The sequence below is a fragment of the Bradyrhizobium betae genome, assembly GCF_008932115.1.
Classification (GTDB): Bacteria; Pseudomonadota; Alphaproteobacteria; order Rhizobiales; family Xanthobacteraceae; genus Bradyrhizobium; species Bradyrhizobium betae.
The window spans coordinates 1881107-1898283 of sequence record NZ_CP044543.1; the positions used below are offsets into that span (position 1 = coordinate 1881107).

Here is a 17177-nt window from a genome sequence, read left to right on the forward strand (position 1 = left end):
CTGTCTGCTTGCCTTAAATGGTGGGCACGCTTCGCTTTGCCCACCCTACGCAGCGGCGCGCGACGCATGGTCGGACCCCCGCGGGGCGCGTGAATTTGCGGACTTGTGCGCAGGGCGCGAATGCGGCAGCGTCGCAACACGATGAGCGCATTGAACTCGCCCTCGCCCTCCCTGCGCACCGCCCTGCTGGCGCTCGCAACGCTCACATGTGTACCTGATACCGCACCCACGGCCGTCGCGGGCGAAGTGGCCGCGATCGCCGCACGCCAGCGCCTCGAGAAGAAGAGCTTCACCGACGGCGAGATCGTCGAGGGTTTTCTGAAGACCGCGTTCGGCGCCGAATATCACCTCGCCGGCCGCGTCGACCGCATCCGCAAGTTCGACGCGCCGGTGCGGGTGTTCGCCGAGAGCAACCGCGCCGACCGCAAGGCGCAGCTGGCCAAGGTCGTGGCCGACATCGGCAAGCGCGTGCAGCACCTCGACATCGCCATGATCGAGACCAACGAGGCCGCGAACGTGCGGGTGAAGCTGGTGCGCGACCGCGACCTGTTCCGCACCATCGCGAGCTTCTACGGCGCCGAGAAGGCGCGCGAGATCCGCACCTCGCTCGATCCGCAATGCCTGTCCGGCTTCCGCAAGAACGACAATTTCGAGATCGAGCATTCCGACGTCATCCTCACCGTCGACAACGGCGACTTCACCTTCCTCGACTGCGCCTATGAGGAGCTGCTGCAATCGCTCGGGCCGATCAACGACACCGCGAGCGTGCCGTGGACGATGTTCAACGACAACGTCTCGATGGGCTATTTCGACGTCTACGACCAGTACATCCTCAACCTGCTCTACGACCCCCGCATCAAGCCCGGCATGACGGTCGCCGAGGTCAAGACGGTGCTGCCTGAAGTGCTCGCGGATGTACGGATCTGGGTGAAACGGGTGAATGATTTGAAGGAGTGAGGCGCCGCCTCCCGCCGCGCCTCACATCTTCTTCGCCTTCGTCATCAGGAACTGCTGGCGCATCACGTTGCTGCTGCCGTCGAAATATTCGGAGATCAGCGCCTCGAACTCGGCACGCAGGCTCTTGAGCTTCTCCGGCTCGTCCTTGTGCTGGGCGACGAGCTTGATCATGGGGCCGATGGTGGCTTCCATGGTGCGGCGGAAATGCTGCGGGCTGAGCGCGGATGGCGTCATCATGTCCATCTCGAACGAAAGGTCCTTCACCTTGCCCGCCAGGCGCTCGGTGACGATCTTGGGATCGCCCCACGACACCGGCGATGCGACGCCCTCGGGCGGCGGCAAATGACGACCGATCAGCGCGAACATCCGGCCGACATAGAGATGCGGCGGCCACGTTGAAAAGGCGATGGCGCCGCCGGGCTTCAGCACGCGCAGCATCTCGGCAATGGTGACGTCTGGGCGCGGCGCGAACATGTGGCCGAACTGGCTCAGCACCACATCGAACTCGCTATCACCATAGGGCAGGCTCTCGGCGTCACCTTCCCTGAAGTCGATATCGAGGTTCGCCAGCTCCGCGTGCTCGCGGGCGCGCGCGACGAGGACCGGCGACAAATCGAGTCCCCTCACTTTCGCGCCACGACGCGCAGCCGTAACGGCCACGACACCGGTGCCGCAGCCGACGTCGAGGACCCGCAGACCGGCGCCAACACCGGCGAAATTCACCAGCTTTGCCGCCGTAGGCGTCGTGGACACTTCCATCGGCGTGAACAGCGACCAGGCTTCCTTCTGGACGGCCTTGAAGGCTGCAAACGGATCCTGCGCGGTCATGGAACTCTCCCTTCACTCGAGGTCGATCATCATGAGGCTGGCGACGGACGCCGGAGGTTCAACACAGATGCAAAGATGATCGCGAAAGCCCGTGGCGATCGCGGCTGGTCGGGTGGGTCAGCCTAATCGTACTGAGTCAGGCGGACTACTGCACCAGGTCGGCGACGGTGGTTGCGGCCTTCAGGCCCGTGCCGGTGAGGACGGCGACCGTGGTCTCGCTCTCCTTGATGGCACCGGTGGCGGAGAGCTTTTCCAGCGCGGCGGCCGCGCTGGCGCAGGTCGGCTCGACGAACAGGCCCTGGCGCGCGAGGCGACGCAAGGCGGCAACGATCTCGTCTTCGGTGAGCGCGACGGTGCCGCCGCCGCTCTCGCGCAAGGCGGCGATGATCTCGCGCAGGCGCAGCGGGGTCTTGATGGCGGTGCCTTCGGCGATGGTCTTCAGCACCTCGCGCGCGACAGGCGTGTCGACGCCAACCTGAAAGCTCGCATCGATCGGTGAGCAATTCAGCGGCTGCGCCGCGAACAGGCGCGGCAGCCTTGCGATCTGGCCTGCCTTCAACAGCTCGCGGAAGCCGAAGGCGCAGCCTAAAAGGCTGCTGCCCGCGCCGACCGGCATGATGACGTTGTCGGGCGCGCGAAAGCCGAGATCTTCCCAGATTTCATAGGCGAGCGACTTGGTGCCTTCCAGAAAGAACGGCTGCCAATTGTGGCTGGCATAGAAGGTCTGGCTCGACTGCCGGATCGCCTCGGCCTCCGATTCCTCGCGCGGGCCCTCGACGAGCTGCACCGTCGCGCCATAGGCGCGCACCTGCGCGATCTTGGCCGGCGACGTCGAGGCCGGCGCCAGGATCTTCACGCGCATTCCGCCGGCGGCACCAAGCCCCGCCATCGACGAGCCGCCATTGCCGGAGGAGTCCTCCAGAATGGCGTCGACGCCGATCTGGCGCAGGAAGGACAGCATCACCGCCGAGCCGCGATCCTTGAAGCTGCCGGTCGGGTTGAACCATTCGAGCTTGAACAACGGCCGCAGGTCACCCCAGTCCTGCTGCACGAGCGGCGTGCAGCCTTCACCGAGCGTGATCGGCTTTGCGATCTCGACCGGCAGCGCCGCGCGGTAGCGCCAGAGCGAGCGCGTGCGGGGCTCAATGTCGTCCCGCGATATGCCCGGTCCCGGCGTCACCAGAAGCGGCGTGCGCTGGTCCGAGCACCAGCGCGGCGGATCCAGCGGATAGAGCTGTCCGTTGCGGGGATCGATGTAGCTGGCGGCGGGCATGGGGGTCTCCGGGGGCAGAGCCGATCCAGTCGATATGTCCGAATATGCTGATCTTATCCAGTCAATCGTTTGGAGGGTGTGGACGCGGCCAATTCGTGCAAGATGGCGGCCATGCTTCATCTCGACCACATCACCGTCGCCGCGAACGACCTCGCCGAAGGCGTCGCCTATGTCGAAAAGGCGCTCGGCCTCGCCCCGCCCGCCGGCGGCTCGCATCCGCTGATGGGAACGCATAATCATCTGCTGCGGCTGAGCGAGACGAGCTTCCTCGAAGTCATCGCGCCGGACCCACAGGCCTCCGCGCCAAGCCGGCCACGCTGGTTCGCATTGGACGATCCGCAGACGCATGCGGCGCTCGCATCCTCGCCGAAGCTCATGACCTGGGTCGTGAGCACGTCCGACATCACATCGGCGCTTGCAAAAATCCCGCAGGCCGCGGGGCCGGCGATCACGGTGACGCGCGGCGATCTCGAATGGCTGATCTCCGTTCCGCCCGACGGCTCGATGCCGTTCGGTGGTGCGTTTCCGACCGTGATCGAATGGCCGGAAGGCCCGCATCCGGCCTCGCGCATGCCTGACCTCGGTTGCGCGCTGGTGGCGTTCGAGATCCGACACCCCGAGGCGGATACGATCCGGGCGGCTCTGGCTGGCTTCCTGGACGATCCGCGCGTCCGCTTCAGCCATGCCCCTGAGCCGTCGTTTCGCGCGGTGATCCGGACACCCCGGGGCGAGCGGGAATTGGTCTAGCCGCGCCCGGCCCGCCCCTTAAAAAATGCAAACAATTTCATATATATAATCAGCCACCCCGAGAGGCCGCGGCCGGTGCCGGCGCGCTATTCGGGGACGGCACGCCGATGCCGATATGAACGGCAGCGGCCCTGAGACGGCGCTGTCACGCGACACCATTAACTTGTCTGTCGCGGCTCGCCGCTACAATATGTTGGATTGATCTTGCGTCGCCGGTGGCGGCGCGACCGAGCCAGGCCCGTCCGAGCGGCGGGCCGTTGGCTTTTTGGGAGTTTGGTCATGAGCCGCGCGAACCGTACCGACCACATCCGCCTCACCTCCCATCCGGAGCCGGGCCGGAAGGCCGCCTTCCCGATCCACTGGGGTGCCGCGGATGCGCGCGCCCGCGGACCGATCATCGGCACGGTGTCGCGCGCCGGGGATCGCAACGTGATCGGCAGCCATGGCGGCTCCTATGCGATGTACCGCGCGCTCGCGGTGTCCGCCGGCGCGCTCGATCCGATCCGTCGCCCGGATCTCACCAACACGTTTCCGGCCGCGACCATCGGGCCGTTCGAGCAATGGCGCGATCCCGCCAAGATCGTCGCGCTCGATCCCTGGGGGCATCTGGTCGCCGAGAACTTCAGCAAGGAGATCGCCGAGGGTTCCGACATCCGTCCGAGCATCGCGGTGACCCGCGCGCGGCTGGATCTGCCGGAGATCCGCGAGGCGCTGGCGGCAAAACGGCTGCGCGCCGACGGCGAGGTCGTGCATGCCAATGGCAGCGTCTCGGTCGTGAAGATCGCGATCGATCCGGTCTGGTATCTGCCCGGCCTTGCCGAGCGGTTCGGCACCAACGAGACCGAGCTCCGCCGCACCCTGTTCGAGCAGACCGCCGGCATGTTCCCCGAACTGGTGACGCGGCCGGACATGAAGGTGTTCCTGCCGCCGATCGGCGGCACCACGGTCTACATGTTCGGCGATGTGACCAAACTGCCGGACCATCGCACCAAGATCACCTGCCGCGTGCACGACGAGTGCAATGGCTCCGACGTGTTCGGCTCCGACATCTGCACCTGCCGGCCCTATCTGATCCACGGAATCGAGGAATCCGCGCGCGGCGCGCAGGAAGGCGGGCTCGGGCTCGTCATCTACAACCGCAAGGAAGGCCGCGCACTCGGCGAGGTCACCAAATTCCTGGTCTACAACGCGCGCAAACGGCAGGAGGACGGCGATGCGGCCGCCGCCTATTTCGAGCGCACCGAATGCGTCGCCGGCGTCCAGGACGCGCGCTTCCAGCAATTGATGCCGGATACCATCCACTGGCTCGGCCTGAAGCGCATCGACCGATTCCTGTCGATGAGCGACATGAAGCACGACGCGTTGACCTCGCAGGGCATCGACATCGTCGAGCGCGTGCCGATCCCGCTCGAACTCATTCCGGCCGACGCCCATGTCGAGATCGCCGCGAAGAAGGCGGCCGGCTATTACTCGACCGACATCGCGCCGGAGAAGGATGTGAACGGCGTGGTCGGGCGGTCGCTGGAAAAATACTGAATACGAAATGGCGGACGCTTTGGAACAACAGGCCCGCTCGCTGCTCAGTGCAGAAGCGGTTCGCGCGCGGGCCGGCGACATGCTCGAGATCGGCCTGAACGGCGGGCTCACGCATTTCACCATCGATCTCGATCGCATGGACGGCGTCGCGGAGGCCGTGCTCGCGGTGACGCGAAAGGCCTATCCGACGCTGGAGATTCCGTTCCATGCGCGCTGGCGGCATTTCGTGCTCGACGGTATCGACCGCTGGGCGCGGCTGGCGGACGCGGCGTCCTGGCCGGACCGCGCCGCGCGTGCGCGCGCGGAGTTCGACCTTGCCATCGTCAGCGTGCTGCTCGATGCCGGCGCGGGTGCGGCATGGCGCTATCGCGACGCAATCACGGGACAAGGCATCGGCCGGTCCGAAGGGCTGGCGATCGCGAGCCTCGACATGTTCGCGAGCGGCCTGTTTTCCGGCGATCCGCGCGCGCCCTTCAGGGTCGATGCGAATGTGCTCGCAACGCTGCCGCTCGCCGCACTGACATCCGCGTTTCAGGTGAGCGATGCCAATCCCCTGCTCGGCCTCGAAGGCCGTACGGATCTGCTGCAGCGTCTTGGCAAGCTGGTTGCCGGGCGTCCGGAGGTTTTCGGCCTGCATGACAGCCCACGGCCGGGCGGCCTGTTCGATCACATCGCCGCGCAGGCCAAGGGCGGCGCCATCGCCGCGCCCGCGATACTCTCCGCGGTGCTGAACCAGCTCGGACCGATCTGGCCGTCGCGGCTCGAACTCGCCGGGATTCCGCTTGGCGATTGCTGGCGCCATCCCGCGCTTCAGACGGATGATGCGACCGCCGGCCTCGTGCCGCTGCACAAGCTGTCGCAATGGCTGAGCTATTCGCTGATCGAGCCGCTCCAGCGCGCCGGCTTCGACGTCACCGACATCGACGGCCTGACCGGCCTTGCCGAATATCGCAACGGCGGCCTGTTCGTCGATCACGGGGTCTTGCTGCTGCGCGATCCCGATGACGCAGACCGTGCGCATGCGGTGGACTCGCTGCTCGTCGTCGAGTGGCGCGCACTGACGGTTGCGTTGCTGGACCGGCTTGCTGATCTCGTTCGCGCAAAACTCGGCCGCACGCCGGAGTCCTTGCCGCTCGCCAGCATTTTGGAAGGCGGCACCTGGGCCGCCGGCCGCACCATTGCCTTTGCGCGCCGTCCCGATGGTTCGCCACCGCTCAAGGTGATCAGCGACGGCACGGTTTTCTGACCCTCTCCCCTTGTGGGAGAGGGTGCCTCGCGAAGCGAGGCGGGTGAGGGGTCTGTCTCCGCAGACATATCTCTCATTGGAGTTCGTAGAAGCAGACCCCTCATCCGGCGCTTCGCGCCACCTTCTCCCGCAAGGGGAGAAGGAAGAAAGGCATCCGATCATGGAAGGCGTCACGATCGTCGATCATCCGCTGGTGCAGCACAAGCTGACGCTGGTGCGGGACAAATCGATCTCGACAAAGTCGTTCCGCGAGCTGATCAAGGAGATCGGCATGCTCTTGTGCTACGAGGTGACGCGCGACCTGCCGCTCACTGACACCATGATCGAGACGCCGCTAGCGACGATGCACTCGGCCAAGATCGCCGGCAAGAAGCTGGTGTTCGTGCCGATGCTGCGCGCCGGCACGACCTTCGTCGACGGCATGATGGATCTGGTGCCGACCGCGCGCGTCGCCCATATCGGGCTTTACCGCGAGCCGGAGAGTTTCGCAGCGGTCGAGTATTTCTTCAAATCGCCATCCGATCTCAGCGAGCGCCTCGCCATCGTGGTGACGCCGGTGGTCGCCACCGCCAACACCGCCGTGGCCGCAATCGACCGGCTGAAGGAGCGCGGCGCCAAGGATATTCGCCTGGCCTGTTTGATCGCGGCGCCGGAGGGACTCGAGCGCCTGCGGGGCTTGCATCCGGACGTGCCGATCTGGACCGCCGCGGTGGATGAAGGCCTCGACGAAAACGGTTTTATTATCCCGGGTCTCGGCGACGCCGGCGACCGCGCTTACGGGACGCGATAACTTTCAGATCTTCCCGCTGCCGCAAATTCCCTTCAGCGACTGCCACTCCTTGTCCGTCAGCAGCGGCGGGCCGCTGGCGGGGCGGTCTTCTTTCGTCATGCGGGCGAGCCGGTCCTCGGTGAGCGGATGGCTCGCCAGAATCGACGTGAGGCCGCCGCCTTCCTTGCCGGTGATGCGGAACATCAGCTCCGCCGCAGGCTTCGGCGAGCGGCCGAGCTTGTGCATGATCTCGATCGAGAACGTATCGGCGGCGGTCTCCGCCTCGCGCGAATAGGAGGCTTCGACCACGCTGCGCGAGGCGAAGATCACGGCGGAGGAGCCGGTGACGTCGCCGAACAGCAGGCCGATCAGAAACGAGGTGCCGCCGTTGTAGATCAGGCCGCGCATATTGTCGTAATGCTTGAGATGGCCGAGCTCGTGGGCAAGGATGCCGGCGAGCTCGTCGGGGCTCTCGGCCTTGTCGAGCAGGCCCTTCAGCACGTAGACCTTGCCGCCGGGCAGCGCGAACGCATTCGGCACCGAGGTCGGCAGCACGCCCGCCGTCATGGCATCGTCGTCGAGACCGGCGGCATCACGCAGGCGGTTGACGAGCTTGACGAAGGCAGCTTTCCCGGCCGTATCCTCGCAGACCTTGCCGCCGAAGACGGTCTTGACCTGGACCTCCGACGCATCGCCGATGCGCCGCTCGATCGGTTTCGGCACCAGCGGCGCGAGACGATCGGCGGCGAGCGGCACGCCGAACAGCACGACACAGACGATGGAGACGGCGGCCGCCACCGACCAGCCGACGATTTTTGCGACGCCGCGACGCGAGGTCTGATGCTCGTCGAGACGCATGCAGCGGGCAGTGACGTCGGCGGCCAGCGCGGCGTCGCGGATTTCGAGTCGCGCCAGGGACGGCGCGGAGGTGCAGGCAAGACGCAACACTCCGGCCGGGCTGTCGGCGCGGCGGATGTCGGCATAGGCCCAGCGAACGGGCGCCCCGCCCTCCTCGGCGATCTCGAGCGCGTCGCCGAGCGCCAGCGTCACCTGCCGCCTGCGGCTCGACACGCCATCGAAGAAGATCGTCGGCCTGGCGGACTGCGCCGGAGACTCAGGTGACAACTCACTCACAGATCAAAATCCCGCGACATCGAGCCCGTCGGCAAAACCTTCGCCGAGCGCGCTGGCAAGCTCGCCGCTGCCGCGCACGTCCGCCGCGGCTCCGATGTTGTGCACCTCGACGGTCTCCAGCACCTTGGCCCAGATATCACGCTGCAGGTAGACCCGCATGACGATGTTGATCGCGAGCGCAAGGGCAAAATAGCCGATGACCATCATCGCCACCATCGGGATGCTCCTGGCCGTATTGCCGGCTTCGAACACCTGATCGGCCGGAACCCCGCTCAGCTGGACGACCAGCAAGGCGGCACCGCCCATATAGGCGGCGAACACGGTCGTGAGCAGCATCCACCAGCCGATCACTTTCCAGTACAGGCCGTAGAAGGCGTCATGCGGCAATTGCGAGGACAGGCTGACGCCGCCGATGCGGATGCCGTCGAGCCACCAGCGCCATTCGCGCGCCTTGAACTCGGCATAGAAGAACGGCGCGAGCGGGAAGATGAGCAGCGCGAGCGGGCTCAGCAGCCACAGCCACCACGCACGCTTGAAAAAGGTCCAGCCGTCGCCCTCGAAGTCGCCGTGCAACTCGCCGTAATGGGTGTGCCGCATCTTGTAGCGTTCGAGCGAGGCCTCGCGCCAGGGCAGCGCCAGGCCGAGGGTGAAGAACACCAGCAAGCCCCACGCCATGGCGCGGAACGAATAGGCCCAGCCCGAGCCGTCCATCCAGAACCTCACGCCGCGCCAGACCGTGCGCGTCAGCCGATAGCGCCGCGCGCGAAAGATCGCGAACTGGCCGAAGGCGTAGAAGCTGATGAACAGAGGCGTCGAGGCAAAGCCCTGCCAGCGCTCGAACTCGATGCCGACGAGGAAATAGGCGAGGTAAATCGGCACCAAAATCGCGAGCGCGAACAGGAAGCCGATCAAGAGCTCCTTGGCCCGGCCGGTGTATTCGGCGGCGTCACCGCCGATCGCGGTATGCGACCACAAATGACGGCGAATGTCGGTGACGAGCCAGAACCGGTAGAAGCCGAAGGTGACGAGCTCCAGCATGGCACCCTTGGTGACCATTTTGCGAAACTCGGAGCGGTCGCCGGTGAAATCGAACAGCGTCGGCGGCAACGGCGGGGGCAAGGGTTCGGAGCCGATCGGGGCCCATTGCATGTCGTTCACGGCGGCAACCTCGGGGTGCGGACCTATTCCGGTCAAACTATAGATCAGAGATTAGTCGGGTCCCAAGACGGGCGGGTTCGATTTGGCTCGATTTCCGTCGGTTTCTCGCACGATTTCGGAATGAGAGGCGTGCGGCGGGTCACGCTTCGTAGATGGGGTAACGGGCCCCGGAGGCCTTCCAGTCAAGCCGCGCTAGCTACGGCGCTATTTTGATTGCGCGCGTCGCGCGGCTTGACTGGAAGGTTTGCGGGGCCCGTTACCCCATCTACGACACTACCCTTGTGGCAAAACTCTCCCTTGCTCCGGCGCCGACAACGGGTTGTAATTGCAAATCAAATACCGCAGCGCAGAATTCATAAAAAGGCGCGCGGGGAAATGTCAGGGAGAACGGTCATGCATGGGACCATCGAGAGCGCGGCCAAGCTCGACGCGTTGCGCGAGCGTGCGTCGTCACTGCCGCTGGAGCAATTCGATCCCGGCGATCCTGAATTGTTCAGGACCGATACGTTCTGGCCGTATTTCGACCGGCTGCGCCGGGAAGATCCCGTGCACTACTGCAAGGACTCGATGTTCGGGCCGTACTGGTCGGTGACGCGCTACAACGACATCATGGAGATCGAGACCAACCATTCGGTGTTCTCCTCGGCCTCCTCGCTCGGCGGCATCACCATCCGCGACATCGACCCGGATCTGCGCCGCGAGAGCTTCATCTCGATGGACCCGCCGCGCCATGCCGCGCAGCGCAAGACCGTGGCGCCGATGTTCACGCCGACGCATCTGGACAATCTCGCGCTCAACATCCGCAAGCGCTCGGCGGAGTGCCTCGACAATCTGCCGCGCGGCGAGGTGTTCGACTGGGTCGATCGCGTCTCGATCGAGCTCACCACCCAGATGCTTGCGGTGCTGTTCGATTTCCCCTGGGAGGACCGCCGCAAGCTGACGCGCTGGTCCGATATCGCCACCACCATTCCCGGGCCCGACGGCCTCGTCGCCACCGAGGACGAGCGGCAGGCCGAGCTTGCGGAATGCGCCGGCTATTTCGCCCGGCTGTGGAAGGAGCGCATCGCGCAGCCGCCGAAAAGCGACCTGCTATCGATGATGGCGCATGGCGCCGCCACGCGCGACATGGATGCGAAGAACTTTCTCGGCAATCTCATTCTTTTGATCGTCGGCGGCAATGACACCACCCGCAATACCATGTCAGGCTCGCTCCACGCGCTGAGCCAGCATCCGGAGCAGTATCGCAAGCTGCGCGACAATCCGGCGCTGCTCGACAGTTTCGTGCCGGAGGTGATCCGCTGGCAGACGCCGCTGGCGCATATGCGCCGCACCGCGCTCGCCGATTTCGAGTTCCGCGGCAAGCAGATCAGGAAAGGTGACAAGGTCGTGATGTGGTACGTCTCGGGCAACCGCGACGAGGAAGCGATCGAGAAGCCCTACGACTTCATCATCGATCGCGCCCGCCCGCGCACGCATCTGTCGTTCGGCTTCGGCATCCACCGCTGCGTCGGCTTGCGGCTTGCCGAACTCCAGCTCAAGATTATCTGGGAAGAGATCCTGAGGCGTTTCGACCATATCGACGTGATCGGTGAACCCAAGCGGGTCTATTCGAGTTTCGTAAAGGGTCTTGAAACCCTGCCGGTGAAGATTGCGGCGTGAGACACGATCATCTGGAGCCACCACCATGAACATCCAAGCGCCGCTTAAAGTGGACAAGGCCGAACGCATGCGCAGGGCCCGCGAGGAGGCTTATGCGACGCCGCTGGCGCAGTTTCACCCCGGCGCGCCCAGGCTGTTCCAGGACGACACGCTGTGGCCGTGGTTCGAACGGCTGCGCAAGGAAGAGCCGGTGCATTACTGCACCAACGCACCGATCGAGCCGTACTGGTCGGTGGTGAAGTACGACGACATCATGCATGTCGACACCAATCACGGCATCTTCTCGTCCGACTCGACGCTCGGCGGCATCGGGATCCGCGACGTGCCGCAGGGCTATGACTGGCCAAGCTTCATCGCCATGGACCAGCCACGTCATTCGTCGCAGCGCAAGACGGTGTCGCCGATGTTCACGCCGGCGCATCTGGACGAGCTGGCAAAACTGATCCGCCAGCGCTCGCAGACCGTGCTCGACAATCTGCCGCGCAACGAGACCTTCAACTTCGTCGAGCGGGTCTCGATCGAGCTGACGACGCAGATGCTGGCGACCCTGTTCGACTTCCCCTGGGACGAGCGGCGCAAGCTGACGCGCTGGTCGGATGTCGCGACCGCGCTGCCCAAGAGCGGCATCGTCGCCTCGGCCGAAGAGCGCCGCCGCGAGATGGACGAGTGCTACGCCTACATGTCGAAGCTCTGGAACGAGCGCGTCAACTCCGCGCCGCGCAACGACCTGTTGTCGCTGATGGCGCACAACGACGCCACGCGCTTCATGGACCCCGACAACCTCATGGGCAACATCATCCTGCTCATCGTCGGCGGCAACGACACCACGCGCAACACCATGACCGGCTCGGTGCTGGCGCTGAACGAGAACCCGGAGCAGTACGACAGACTGCGCGCCAATCCGGAACTGATCGATTCCATGGTGCCGGAGGTGATCCGCTGGCAAACGCCGCTGGCTCATATGCGCCGCACCGCGCTCCAGGATACCGAGATCGGCGACAAGCACATCAGGAAGGGCGACCGAGTCGTGATGTGGTACGTTTCCGGCAACCGCGACGAGGAGATGTTCGAAAAGCCGAACGACTTCATCATCGACCGCCCGCGCCCGCGCACCCATCTGTCCTTCGGATTCGGCATCCACCGCTGCGTCGGCATGCGCCTCGCCGAGCTGCAGCTGCGGATCGTCTGGGAGGAGATGCTGAAGCGGTTCGACCGGATCGAGGTGGTCGGCGAGCCGAAGCGGATCTATTCCAGCTTCATCAAGGGGTATGAGTCGCTGCCGGTGAGGATTCCGGGGTGAGCGGGTACGCTATCCGGTAGGTGCTTCCTCGATCACCGCTGTCATGCCCCGCGAAGGCGGGGCATCCAGTATGCCGCGGCTTCTCGGCTCAAGCACTGCGGCCTCTGGAATACTGGATTGCCCGCTTTCGCGGGCAATGACACCGAGAGTGAAGCCACTGGCGCACGCCCCCACACATCTCATCCAGCCCAGCTATAAAATTCCGGCATGACAGCTCGCGCAAGATGCGAAGGCACGATGGCGCGCGGCTGTTCTACGACACTGCAAGCATCTAGCTCAGCTTGATGTCCCACAGGCCTTCCTTGCGGCAGGCGGCGACCTCGTCGCGCAGGAGGGCGGTGATGGCGAGCGAGGCCGTCGAGGCCGGGCGGTCGATCGGAGAGGCGAAAATGAGCTCGCGCGTCATCGGCTTGGACACAGGCGCTGTTTCCAGCCGGCCGGCCGCGACCTCGCCGTGGACCGACGACGGCGGCAGCAGCGCAAAGCCGAGGCCCTCCTCGACCAGGCTGGTCAGCACGCGAAACGAATCCGCTTCCAGCTGGACGTTGAGCTTGATCTTGCGCTGGGCCGCCGCGTGCTCGATCAGCGCGCGGAGGCCGTGGGAATGACTGGGCAGCACCAGCCGCTGCCGCAACAGCCAGCCGATCTCGACGCTCTTCTTGCGCGCAAGGCCGCAGCCGCGCGGGCCGACCGCGACGATGTGGTCGCGGCCAAGGCTCTCGACGTTGAGATGCAGATCGGCGGAGCGGCCGTAGAGGATGGCAAGGTCCATCTCGCCGCGATGCAGCCATTCGACCAGGTGGCCGCTGTAGCTCTCGACGATGCGCAGCGAAATGCCGGGAAATTTTTCGACGCAGCGCCGCGCAAAGCGCGCCGACAGCACGCAGCTCACGGTCGGGACGAGACCGAGCACGACCTGGCCGGACGGCGGCCCCTTGGCCGACTGGATGTCGTCGCGGATCTGGTCGATCTGGCGCACGATGCCGGAGGTGCGCGCCAGCAGCAGCCGGCCGGCTTCGGTCAGCACCATGCCGCGGCCGTTGCGCGTGAACAGATCGACGCGCAGCTCGTGTTCCAGCAGCTTGATCTGCCGGCTGAGCGCGGGCTGCGCCACGCGCAGCGTATCGGAGGCCTTGGAGAGGCTGCCGAGCTCCGCCACGCAACTGAAGGTCCTGAGCTGACGGAAATCCATGCTTGCCAATCCTGGAAGGCTACTCCATACGCTATAGCAAATGAGCATAGGGGGCTGGCATTGTTTTCACAACGCCAGAGGGTTGGCCGGCGTTATCTTGACTGCCGCACCCATTAGGAAACGCCATGAGTGAAGACCACCACACCGAAGATCACGCCGACATCCGCGACGCCGTCGCAAAGCTCTGCGCGCAGTTTCCCGGCGAATATTGGCGCAAGCTCGATCGCGAGATGGCCTACCCGAAGGCCTTCGTCGACGCGCTGACGGAGGCCGGCTATCTCTCGGTGCTGATCCCCGAGGAATATGGCGGCGCGGGGCTGAAGCTGTCCGCGGCGGCGGCGATCCTCGAAGAGATCCAGCGCGCCGGGTGCAACGGCGGCGGCTGCCATGCCCAGATGTACACGATGGGCACGGTGCTGAGGCACGGCAGCGACGAGCAGAAGGCGAAATATCTGCCGAAGGTCGCGAGCGGCGAATTGCGGCTGCAGGCGTTCGGCGTCACCGAACCGACCAGCGGCACCGACACGACCTCGCTGAAGACCTTCGCGCGCAAGGACGGCAATGCCGGCTACATCGTCAACGGCCAGAAGATCTGGACCAGCCGCGCCGAGCATTCCGACCTGATGCTGCTGCTGGCACGGACCACGCCGAAGGACGAGGTCAAGAAGCGCACCGACGGCCTCTCGGTGTTCATCGTCGACATGCGCGAGGCCAAGAACAAGGGCCTCGAGATCCGCCCGATCCGCACCATGATGAACCACGCCACCACCGAGGTGTTCTTTACCGACATGAAGGTGCCGGCGGAGAATCTGATCGGCGAGGAAGGCAATGGTTTCCGCTACATCCTCTCCGGCATGAATGCCGAGCGCATCCTGATCGCGGCCGAATGCGTCGGCGACGCCAAGTGGTTCATCGCCAAGGCCACCAACTACGCCAAGGAGCGCAGCGTGTTCGGCCGGCCGATCGGCCAGAACCAGGGCATCCAGTTCCCGATCGCCAAGGCCTACGCCGCGATGCGCGCGGCCGAGCTGATGGTGAAGGAAGCCACGCGCAAATACGAGGCCGGACTCGATTGCGGCGCGGAAGCCAACATGGCCAAGATGCTGGCGGCCGATGCATCGTGGGAAGCGGCGAACGCCTGCGTCCAGACCCATGGCGGCTTCGGCTTCGCCGAGGAATACGACGTCGAGCGCAAATTCCGCGAGACGCGGCTCTATCAGGTCGCGCCGATCTCGACCAATCTCGTGCTGTCCTTCATCGCTGAGCACGTGCTCGGCATGCCCCGCTCGTACTGAGGTCGCGCCATGGGAGCATTGGACGGGATCAGGGTGATTGCGGTCGAGCAGGCCGTGGCGGCGCCGTTCTGCTCGTCGCGCCTCGCGGATGCCGGCGCGGAAGTGATCAAGATCGAACGGCCCGAGGGCGATTTCGCCCGCGGCTATGACGCGGCGGCGAAGGGCCAGAGCAGCTATTTCGTCTGGCTCAACCGTGGCAAGCAATCGGCGGTGGTCGATCTCGCGACGAAAGAGGGCTGCGCCGAGCTGGAGAAGCTGATCGCCAGCGCCGACGTGCTGATCCAGAACCTCAAGCCCGGCTCGATGGACAAGCTCGGCTTTTCGCGCGAGCGGCTGCTGAAGGATTACCCGAGGCTGATCTCCTGCACCATCACGGGCTATGGCGACGAAGGCCCCTACGCGCAGCGCAAGGCCTATGACCTGTTGATCCAGGCCGAGAGCGGGCTTGCCTCGATTACCGGCAACCCCGATGGCGCCTCGCGCGTCGGCATGTCGATCGTCGACGTCGCGACCGGCGCAACCGCGCATGCGGCGATCCTGGAAGCGCTGATCGGGCGCGGGCGCACCGGCAAGGGCGCCGACATCCGCATCTCCATGTTCGACGTGATGGCCGACTGGTGCACCGTGCCGCTGCTCAACTCGGAAGCCGGCAATCCGCCCAAGCGCATGGGCCTGCGTCATCCCTCGATCGCGCCCTATGGCGTGTTCACCTCGAAGGACGGCAAGGACATCCTGATCTCGATCCAGAGCGAGCGCGAGTGGAAGACGCTGTGCGCGAAGGTGCTTGATAACCCCGACCTGCCGAACGATCCGCGTGTCGCGAGCGGCGTCGAGCGCGTGCGCAACCGCGACTTCACCGACAAGACGGTGGCCGATGCCTTCGGCAGCCTGACCCGCGACGAACTGCTGAAGCGGCTGTCGGATGCCGACATCGCCTTTGCCGAGGTCAACACCATGGCCGACCTCACCAACCATCCGCATCTGCGCCGCATCGAGGTCGACACGCCGAACGGGCGCGTCAGCTACCCCGCGCCGGCTCCGATCGTCGTCGGCGAGACGCGCAGCTACGGCGCTGTGCCCGCGATCGGCGAGAAACCAGCCAAAAAGTCATAACAAGAGCGAGGCGTCATGACCGAGAAGCTCGACATCGACCATTTGCGGCAATGGATCGGCCGCAGCCAGGAGGCGACCGACACCGTCACCGCGCACCTCGTCATGGGTTTGCGCGCGACGCTGTTCCAGGAGGTGGGCGAGCCCAAAAAGGGCGACGCCGCGCCGTTTACGGTGCATTGGTGCCTGGCGCAGCCGGTGTTTCCGATGTCGATGCTCGGCCCGGATGGCCACCCGACCCGCGGCGGTTTCCTGCCGCCGGTGCCGCTGCCGCGCCGGATGTGGGCCGGCGGCGAGATCGAGTTCCTGCAGCCGCTGCAGGTTGGCGATGAATCGACGCGAACCTCGCGCATTGCCGACGTGCAGGTGAAATCGGGATCGACCGGCACGCTCTGCTTCGTCTCGGTCGAGCACAGCATTTCCAGCCCACGCGGCGTCGCCATCCGTGAGCGGCAGGACATCGTCTATCGCGAGATGACGAGCAGCGCGCCAGCATCGGCCAAGGCCCCGCCTCCGCCGCCAAAGGCGCAGCACCGCGAGACCCACGTCTCCGATCCGGTGCTGCTGTTTCGGTATTCTGCGCTGACCTTCAACGGCCACCGTATCCATTACGACCGCGACTACGTCACCAAGGTCGAGGGCTACCCGGGCCTGATCTTCCACGGCCCGCTGCAGGCGGCGTTCATCGTCGAACTGGCGGCGAAGCTGCGCGGCGGCAAGGCACCCAGGAAATTCACCTATCGCGGGCTGCAGCCGCTGTTCGAGGGGACGGAGTTCTCCATCAACGCCAATGACAACGGCGAAAGCATGGAGCTGTGGACCGCGAACGCCGAAGGGCAGCCGACGATGAAGGGCACGGCGGTGTGGTGACGCGCCGCTGCTAGACTCTCACCCTGAGGAGCGCGCCTTCGCGCGTCTCGAAGGGCGAGGCCACCAGCCGGGCCTTCATCCTTCGAGACGCGCGAAGACGCGC

15 protein-coding genes are annotated in these 17177 nt (G+C 65.4%); 10 read left to right on the top strand and 5 right to left on the bottom strand.

Going from position 1 to position 17177, the window contains the following annotated elements; translation table 11 throughout:
• Window positions 1-141 precede the first annotated feature (141 nt).
• Window positions 142-957, top strand: coding sequence for a DUF2927 domain-containing protein (locus F8237_RS08950; protein ID WP_162006361.1), 816 nt, complete (start codon window positions 142-144; stop codon window positions 955-957).
• Window positions 958-978: 21 nt separating this feature from the next.
• Here the strand turns inward: F8237_RS08950 and F8237_RS08955 are convergent, their stop codons facing one another.
• The gene (locus F8237_RS08955) at window positions 979-1785 is read right to left on the bottom strand and encodes a class I SAM-dependent methyltransferase (RefSeq protein ID WP_151643836.1); all 807 of its coding nucleotides are present in this window, start codon (window positions 1783-1785) and stop codon (window positions 979-981) included.
• Between the two features lie 145 nt (window positions 1786-1930).
• On the bottom strand, window positions 1931-3058 hold the full coding sequence (locus F8237_RS08960) for a threonine synthase (RefSeq protein WP_151643838.1): 1128 nt from the start codon (window positions 3056-3058) through the stop codon (window positions 1931-1933).
• 111 nt (window positions 3059-3169) lie between these two features.
• On the opposite strand from F8237_RS08960, the gene F8237_RS08965 reads away from it, so the two are divergent.
• The 4 genes from F8237_RS08965 (at window position 3170) to upp (ending at window position 7377) form a co-directional block, all read left to right on the top strand.
• A complete protein-coding gene (locus F8237_RS08965; RefSeq protein ID WP_151643840.1) occupies window positions 3170-3805 on the top strand; it encodes a VOC family protein in 636 nt (211 codons plus the stop codon).
• 279 nt (window positions 3806-4084) lie between these two features.
• Window positions 4085-5341, top strand: a complete 1257-nt coding sequence (locus F8237_RS08970) for a GTP cyclohydrolase II (protein ID WP_151643842.1) — start codon at window positions 4085-4087, stop codon at window positions 5339-5341.
• 7 nt (window positions 5342-5348) lie between these two features.
• A complete protein-coding gene (locus F8237_RS08975) occupies window positions 5349-6587 on the top strand; it encodes a URC4/urg3 family protein (RefSeq protein WP_151643844.1) in 1239 nt (412 codons plus the stop codon).
• A 160-nt stretch (window positions 6588-6747) separates the two neighbouring features.
• On the top strand, window positions 6748-7377 hold the full coding sequence (gene upp / locus F8237_RS08980) for a uracil phosphoribosyltransferase (protein WP_151643846.1): 630 nt from the start codon (window positions 6748-6750) through the stop codon (window positions 7375-7377).
• Between the two features lie 3 nt (window positions 7378-7380).
• Here the strand turns inward: upp and F8237_RS08985 are convergent, their stop codons facing one another.
• Both F8237_RS08985 and F8237_RS08990 read right to left on the bottom strand, forming a co-directional pair.
• Window positions 7381-8490 carry a M48 family metallopeptidase gene (locus F8237_RS08985; protein WP_151643848.1) on the bottom strand — a complete coding sequence of 370 codons (1110 nt, stop codon included), beginning with the start codon at window positions 8488-8490 and terminating at the stop codon, window positions 7381-7383.
• A 3-nt stretch (window positions 8491-8493) separates the two neighbouring features.
• Entirely contained in the window at window positions 8494-9639 is a 1146-nt protein-coding gene (locus tag F8237_RS08990; RefSeq protein WP_201280207.1) for a DUF898 family protein, read from the bottom strand.
• A 402-nt stretch (window positions 9640-10041) separates the two neighbouring features.
• Here F8237_RS08990 and F8237_RS08995 point away from each other — a divergent pair, with 402 nt between their 5' ends.
• Both F8237_RS08995 and F8237_RS09000 read left to right on the top strand, forming a co-directional pair.
• Window positions 10042-11307 (top strand): cytochrome P450, encoded by a 1266-nt coding sequence (locus F8237_RS08995; protein ID WP_151643852.1) that lies wholly within the window; start codon window positions 10042-10044, stop codon window positions 11305-11307.
• Window positions 11308-11332: 25 nt separating this feature from the next.
• Window positions 11333-12607, top strand: coding sequence for a cytochrome P450 (locus F8237_RS09000; RefSeq protein ID WP_162005951.1), 1275 nt, complete (start codon window positions 11333-11335; stop codon window positions 12605-12607).
• A 271-nt stretch (window positions 12608-12878) separates the two neighbouring features.
• On the opposite strand, the gene F8237_RS09005 is transcribed toward F8237_RS09000, so the two are convergent.
• Window positions 12879-13799 (bottom strand): LysR substrate-binding domain-containing protein, encoded by a 921-nt coding sequence (locus F8237_RS09005; RefSeq protein WP_151643856.1) that lies wholly within the window; start codon window positions 13797-13799, stop codon window positions 12879-12881.
• A gap of 125 nt (window positions 13800-13924) precedes the next feature.
• Between F8237_RS09005 and F8237_RS09010 the strand changes: the two genes are divergently transcribed.
• From F8237_RS09010 to F8237_RS09020, 3 genes are read left to right on the top strand one after another with little or no spacing between them, the layout of a single operon-like run.
• Complete coding sequence (locus F8237_RS09010) at window positions 13925-15094, top strand: acyl-CoA dehydrogenase family protein (RefSeq protein ID WP_151643858.1); 1170 nt, start codon at window positions 13925-13927, stop codon at window positions 15092-15094.
• A 9-nt stretch (window positions 15095-15103) separates the two neighbouring features.
• On the top strand, window positions 15104-16207 hold the full coding sequence (locus F8237_RS09015; protein ID WP_151643860.1) for a CaiB/BaiF CoA transferase family protein: 1104 nt from the start codon (window positions 15104-15106) through the stop codon (window positions 16205-16207).
• 15 nt (window positions 16208-16222) lie between these two features.
• Window positions 16223-17074: an HTD2 family dehydratase gene (locus F8237_RS09020; protein ID WP_151643862.1), complete on the top strand. Its 852-nt coding sequence runs from the start codon at window positions 16223-16225 to the stop codon at window positions 17072-17074.
• Window positions 17075-17177: the final 103 nt, after the last annotated feature.

What these genes read in the sequence shown, in the direction of transcription:
- F8237_RS09020 (WP_151643862.1), top strand. Translation starts at nt 16,223, where the DNA reads ATGACCGAGAAGCTCGACATCGACCATTTGCGGCAATGGATCGGCCGC.
- F8237_RS09010 (WP_151643858.1), top strand. Translation starts at nt 13,925, where the DNA reads ATGAGTGAAGACCACCACACCGAAGATCACGCCGACATCCGCGACGCC.
- F8237_RS08955 (WP_151643836.1), bottom strand. Translation starts at nt 1,785, where the DNA reads ATGACCGCGCAGGATCCGTTTGCAGCCTTCAAGGCCGTCCAGAAGGAA.
- F8237_RS09005 (WP_151643856.1), bottom strand. Translation starts at nt 13,799, where the DNA reads ATGGATTTCCGTCAGCTCAGGACCTTCAGTTGCGTGGCGGAGCTCGGC.
- F8237_RS08960 (WP_151643838.1), bottom strand. Translation starts at nt 3,058, where the DNA reads ATGCCCGCCGCCAGCTACATCGATCCCCGCAACGGACAGCTCTATCCG.
- F8237_RS08995 (WP_151643852.1), top strand. Translation starts at nt 10,042, where the DNA reads ATGCATGGGACCATCGAGAGCGCGGCCAAGCTCGACGCGTTGCGCGAG.
- upp (WP_151643846.1), top strand. Translation starts at nt 6,748, where the DNA reads ATGGAAGGCGTCACGATCGTCGATCATCCGCTGGTGCAGCACAAGCTG.
- F8237_RS08990 (WP_201280207.1), bottom strand. Translation starts at nt 9,639, where the DNA reads ATGCAATGGGCCCCGATCGGCTCCGAACCCTTGCCCCCGCCGTTGCCG.
- F8237_RS08965 (WP_151643840.1), top strand. Translation starts at nt 3,170, where the DNA reads ATGCTTCATCTCGACCACATCACCGTCGCCGCGAACGACCTCGCCGAA.
- F8237_RS08970 (WP_151643842.1), top strand. Translation starts at nt 4,085, where the DNA reads ATGAGCCGCGCGAACCGTACCGACCACATCCGCCTCACCTCCCATCCG.
- F8237_RS08975 (WP_151643844.1), top strand. Translation starts at nt 5,349, where the DNA reads ATGGCGGACGCTTTGGAACAACAGGCCCGCTCGCTGCTCAGTGCAGAA.
- F8237_RS08950 (WP_162006361.1), top strand. Translation starts at nt 142, where the DNA reads ATGAGCGCATTGAACTCGCCCTCGCCCTCCCTGCGCACCGCCCTGCTG.
- F8237_RS09000 (WP_162005951.1), top strand. Translation starts at nt 11,333, where the DNA reads ATGAACATCCAAGCGCCGCTTAAAGTGGACAAGGCCGAACGCATGCGC.
- F8237_RS09015 (WP_151643860.1), top strand. Translation starts at nt 15,104, where the DNA reads ATGGGAGCATTGGACGGGATCAGGGTGATTGCGGTCGAGCAGGCCGTG.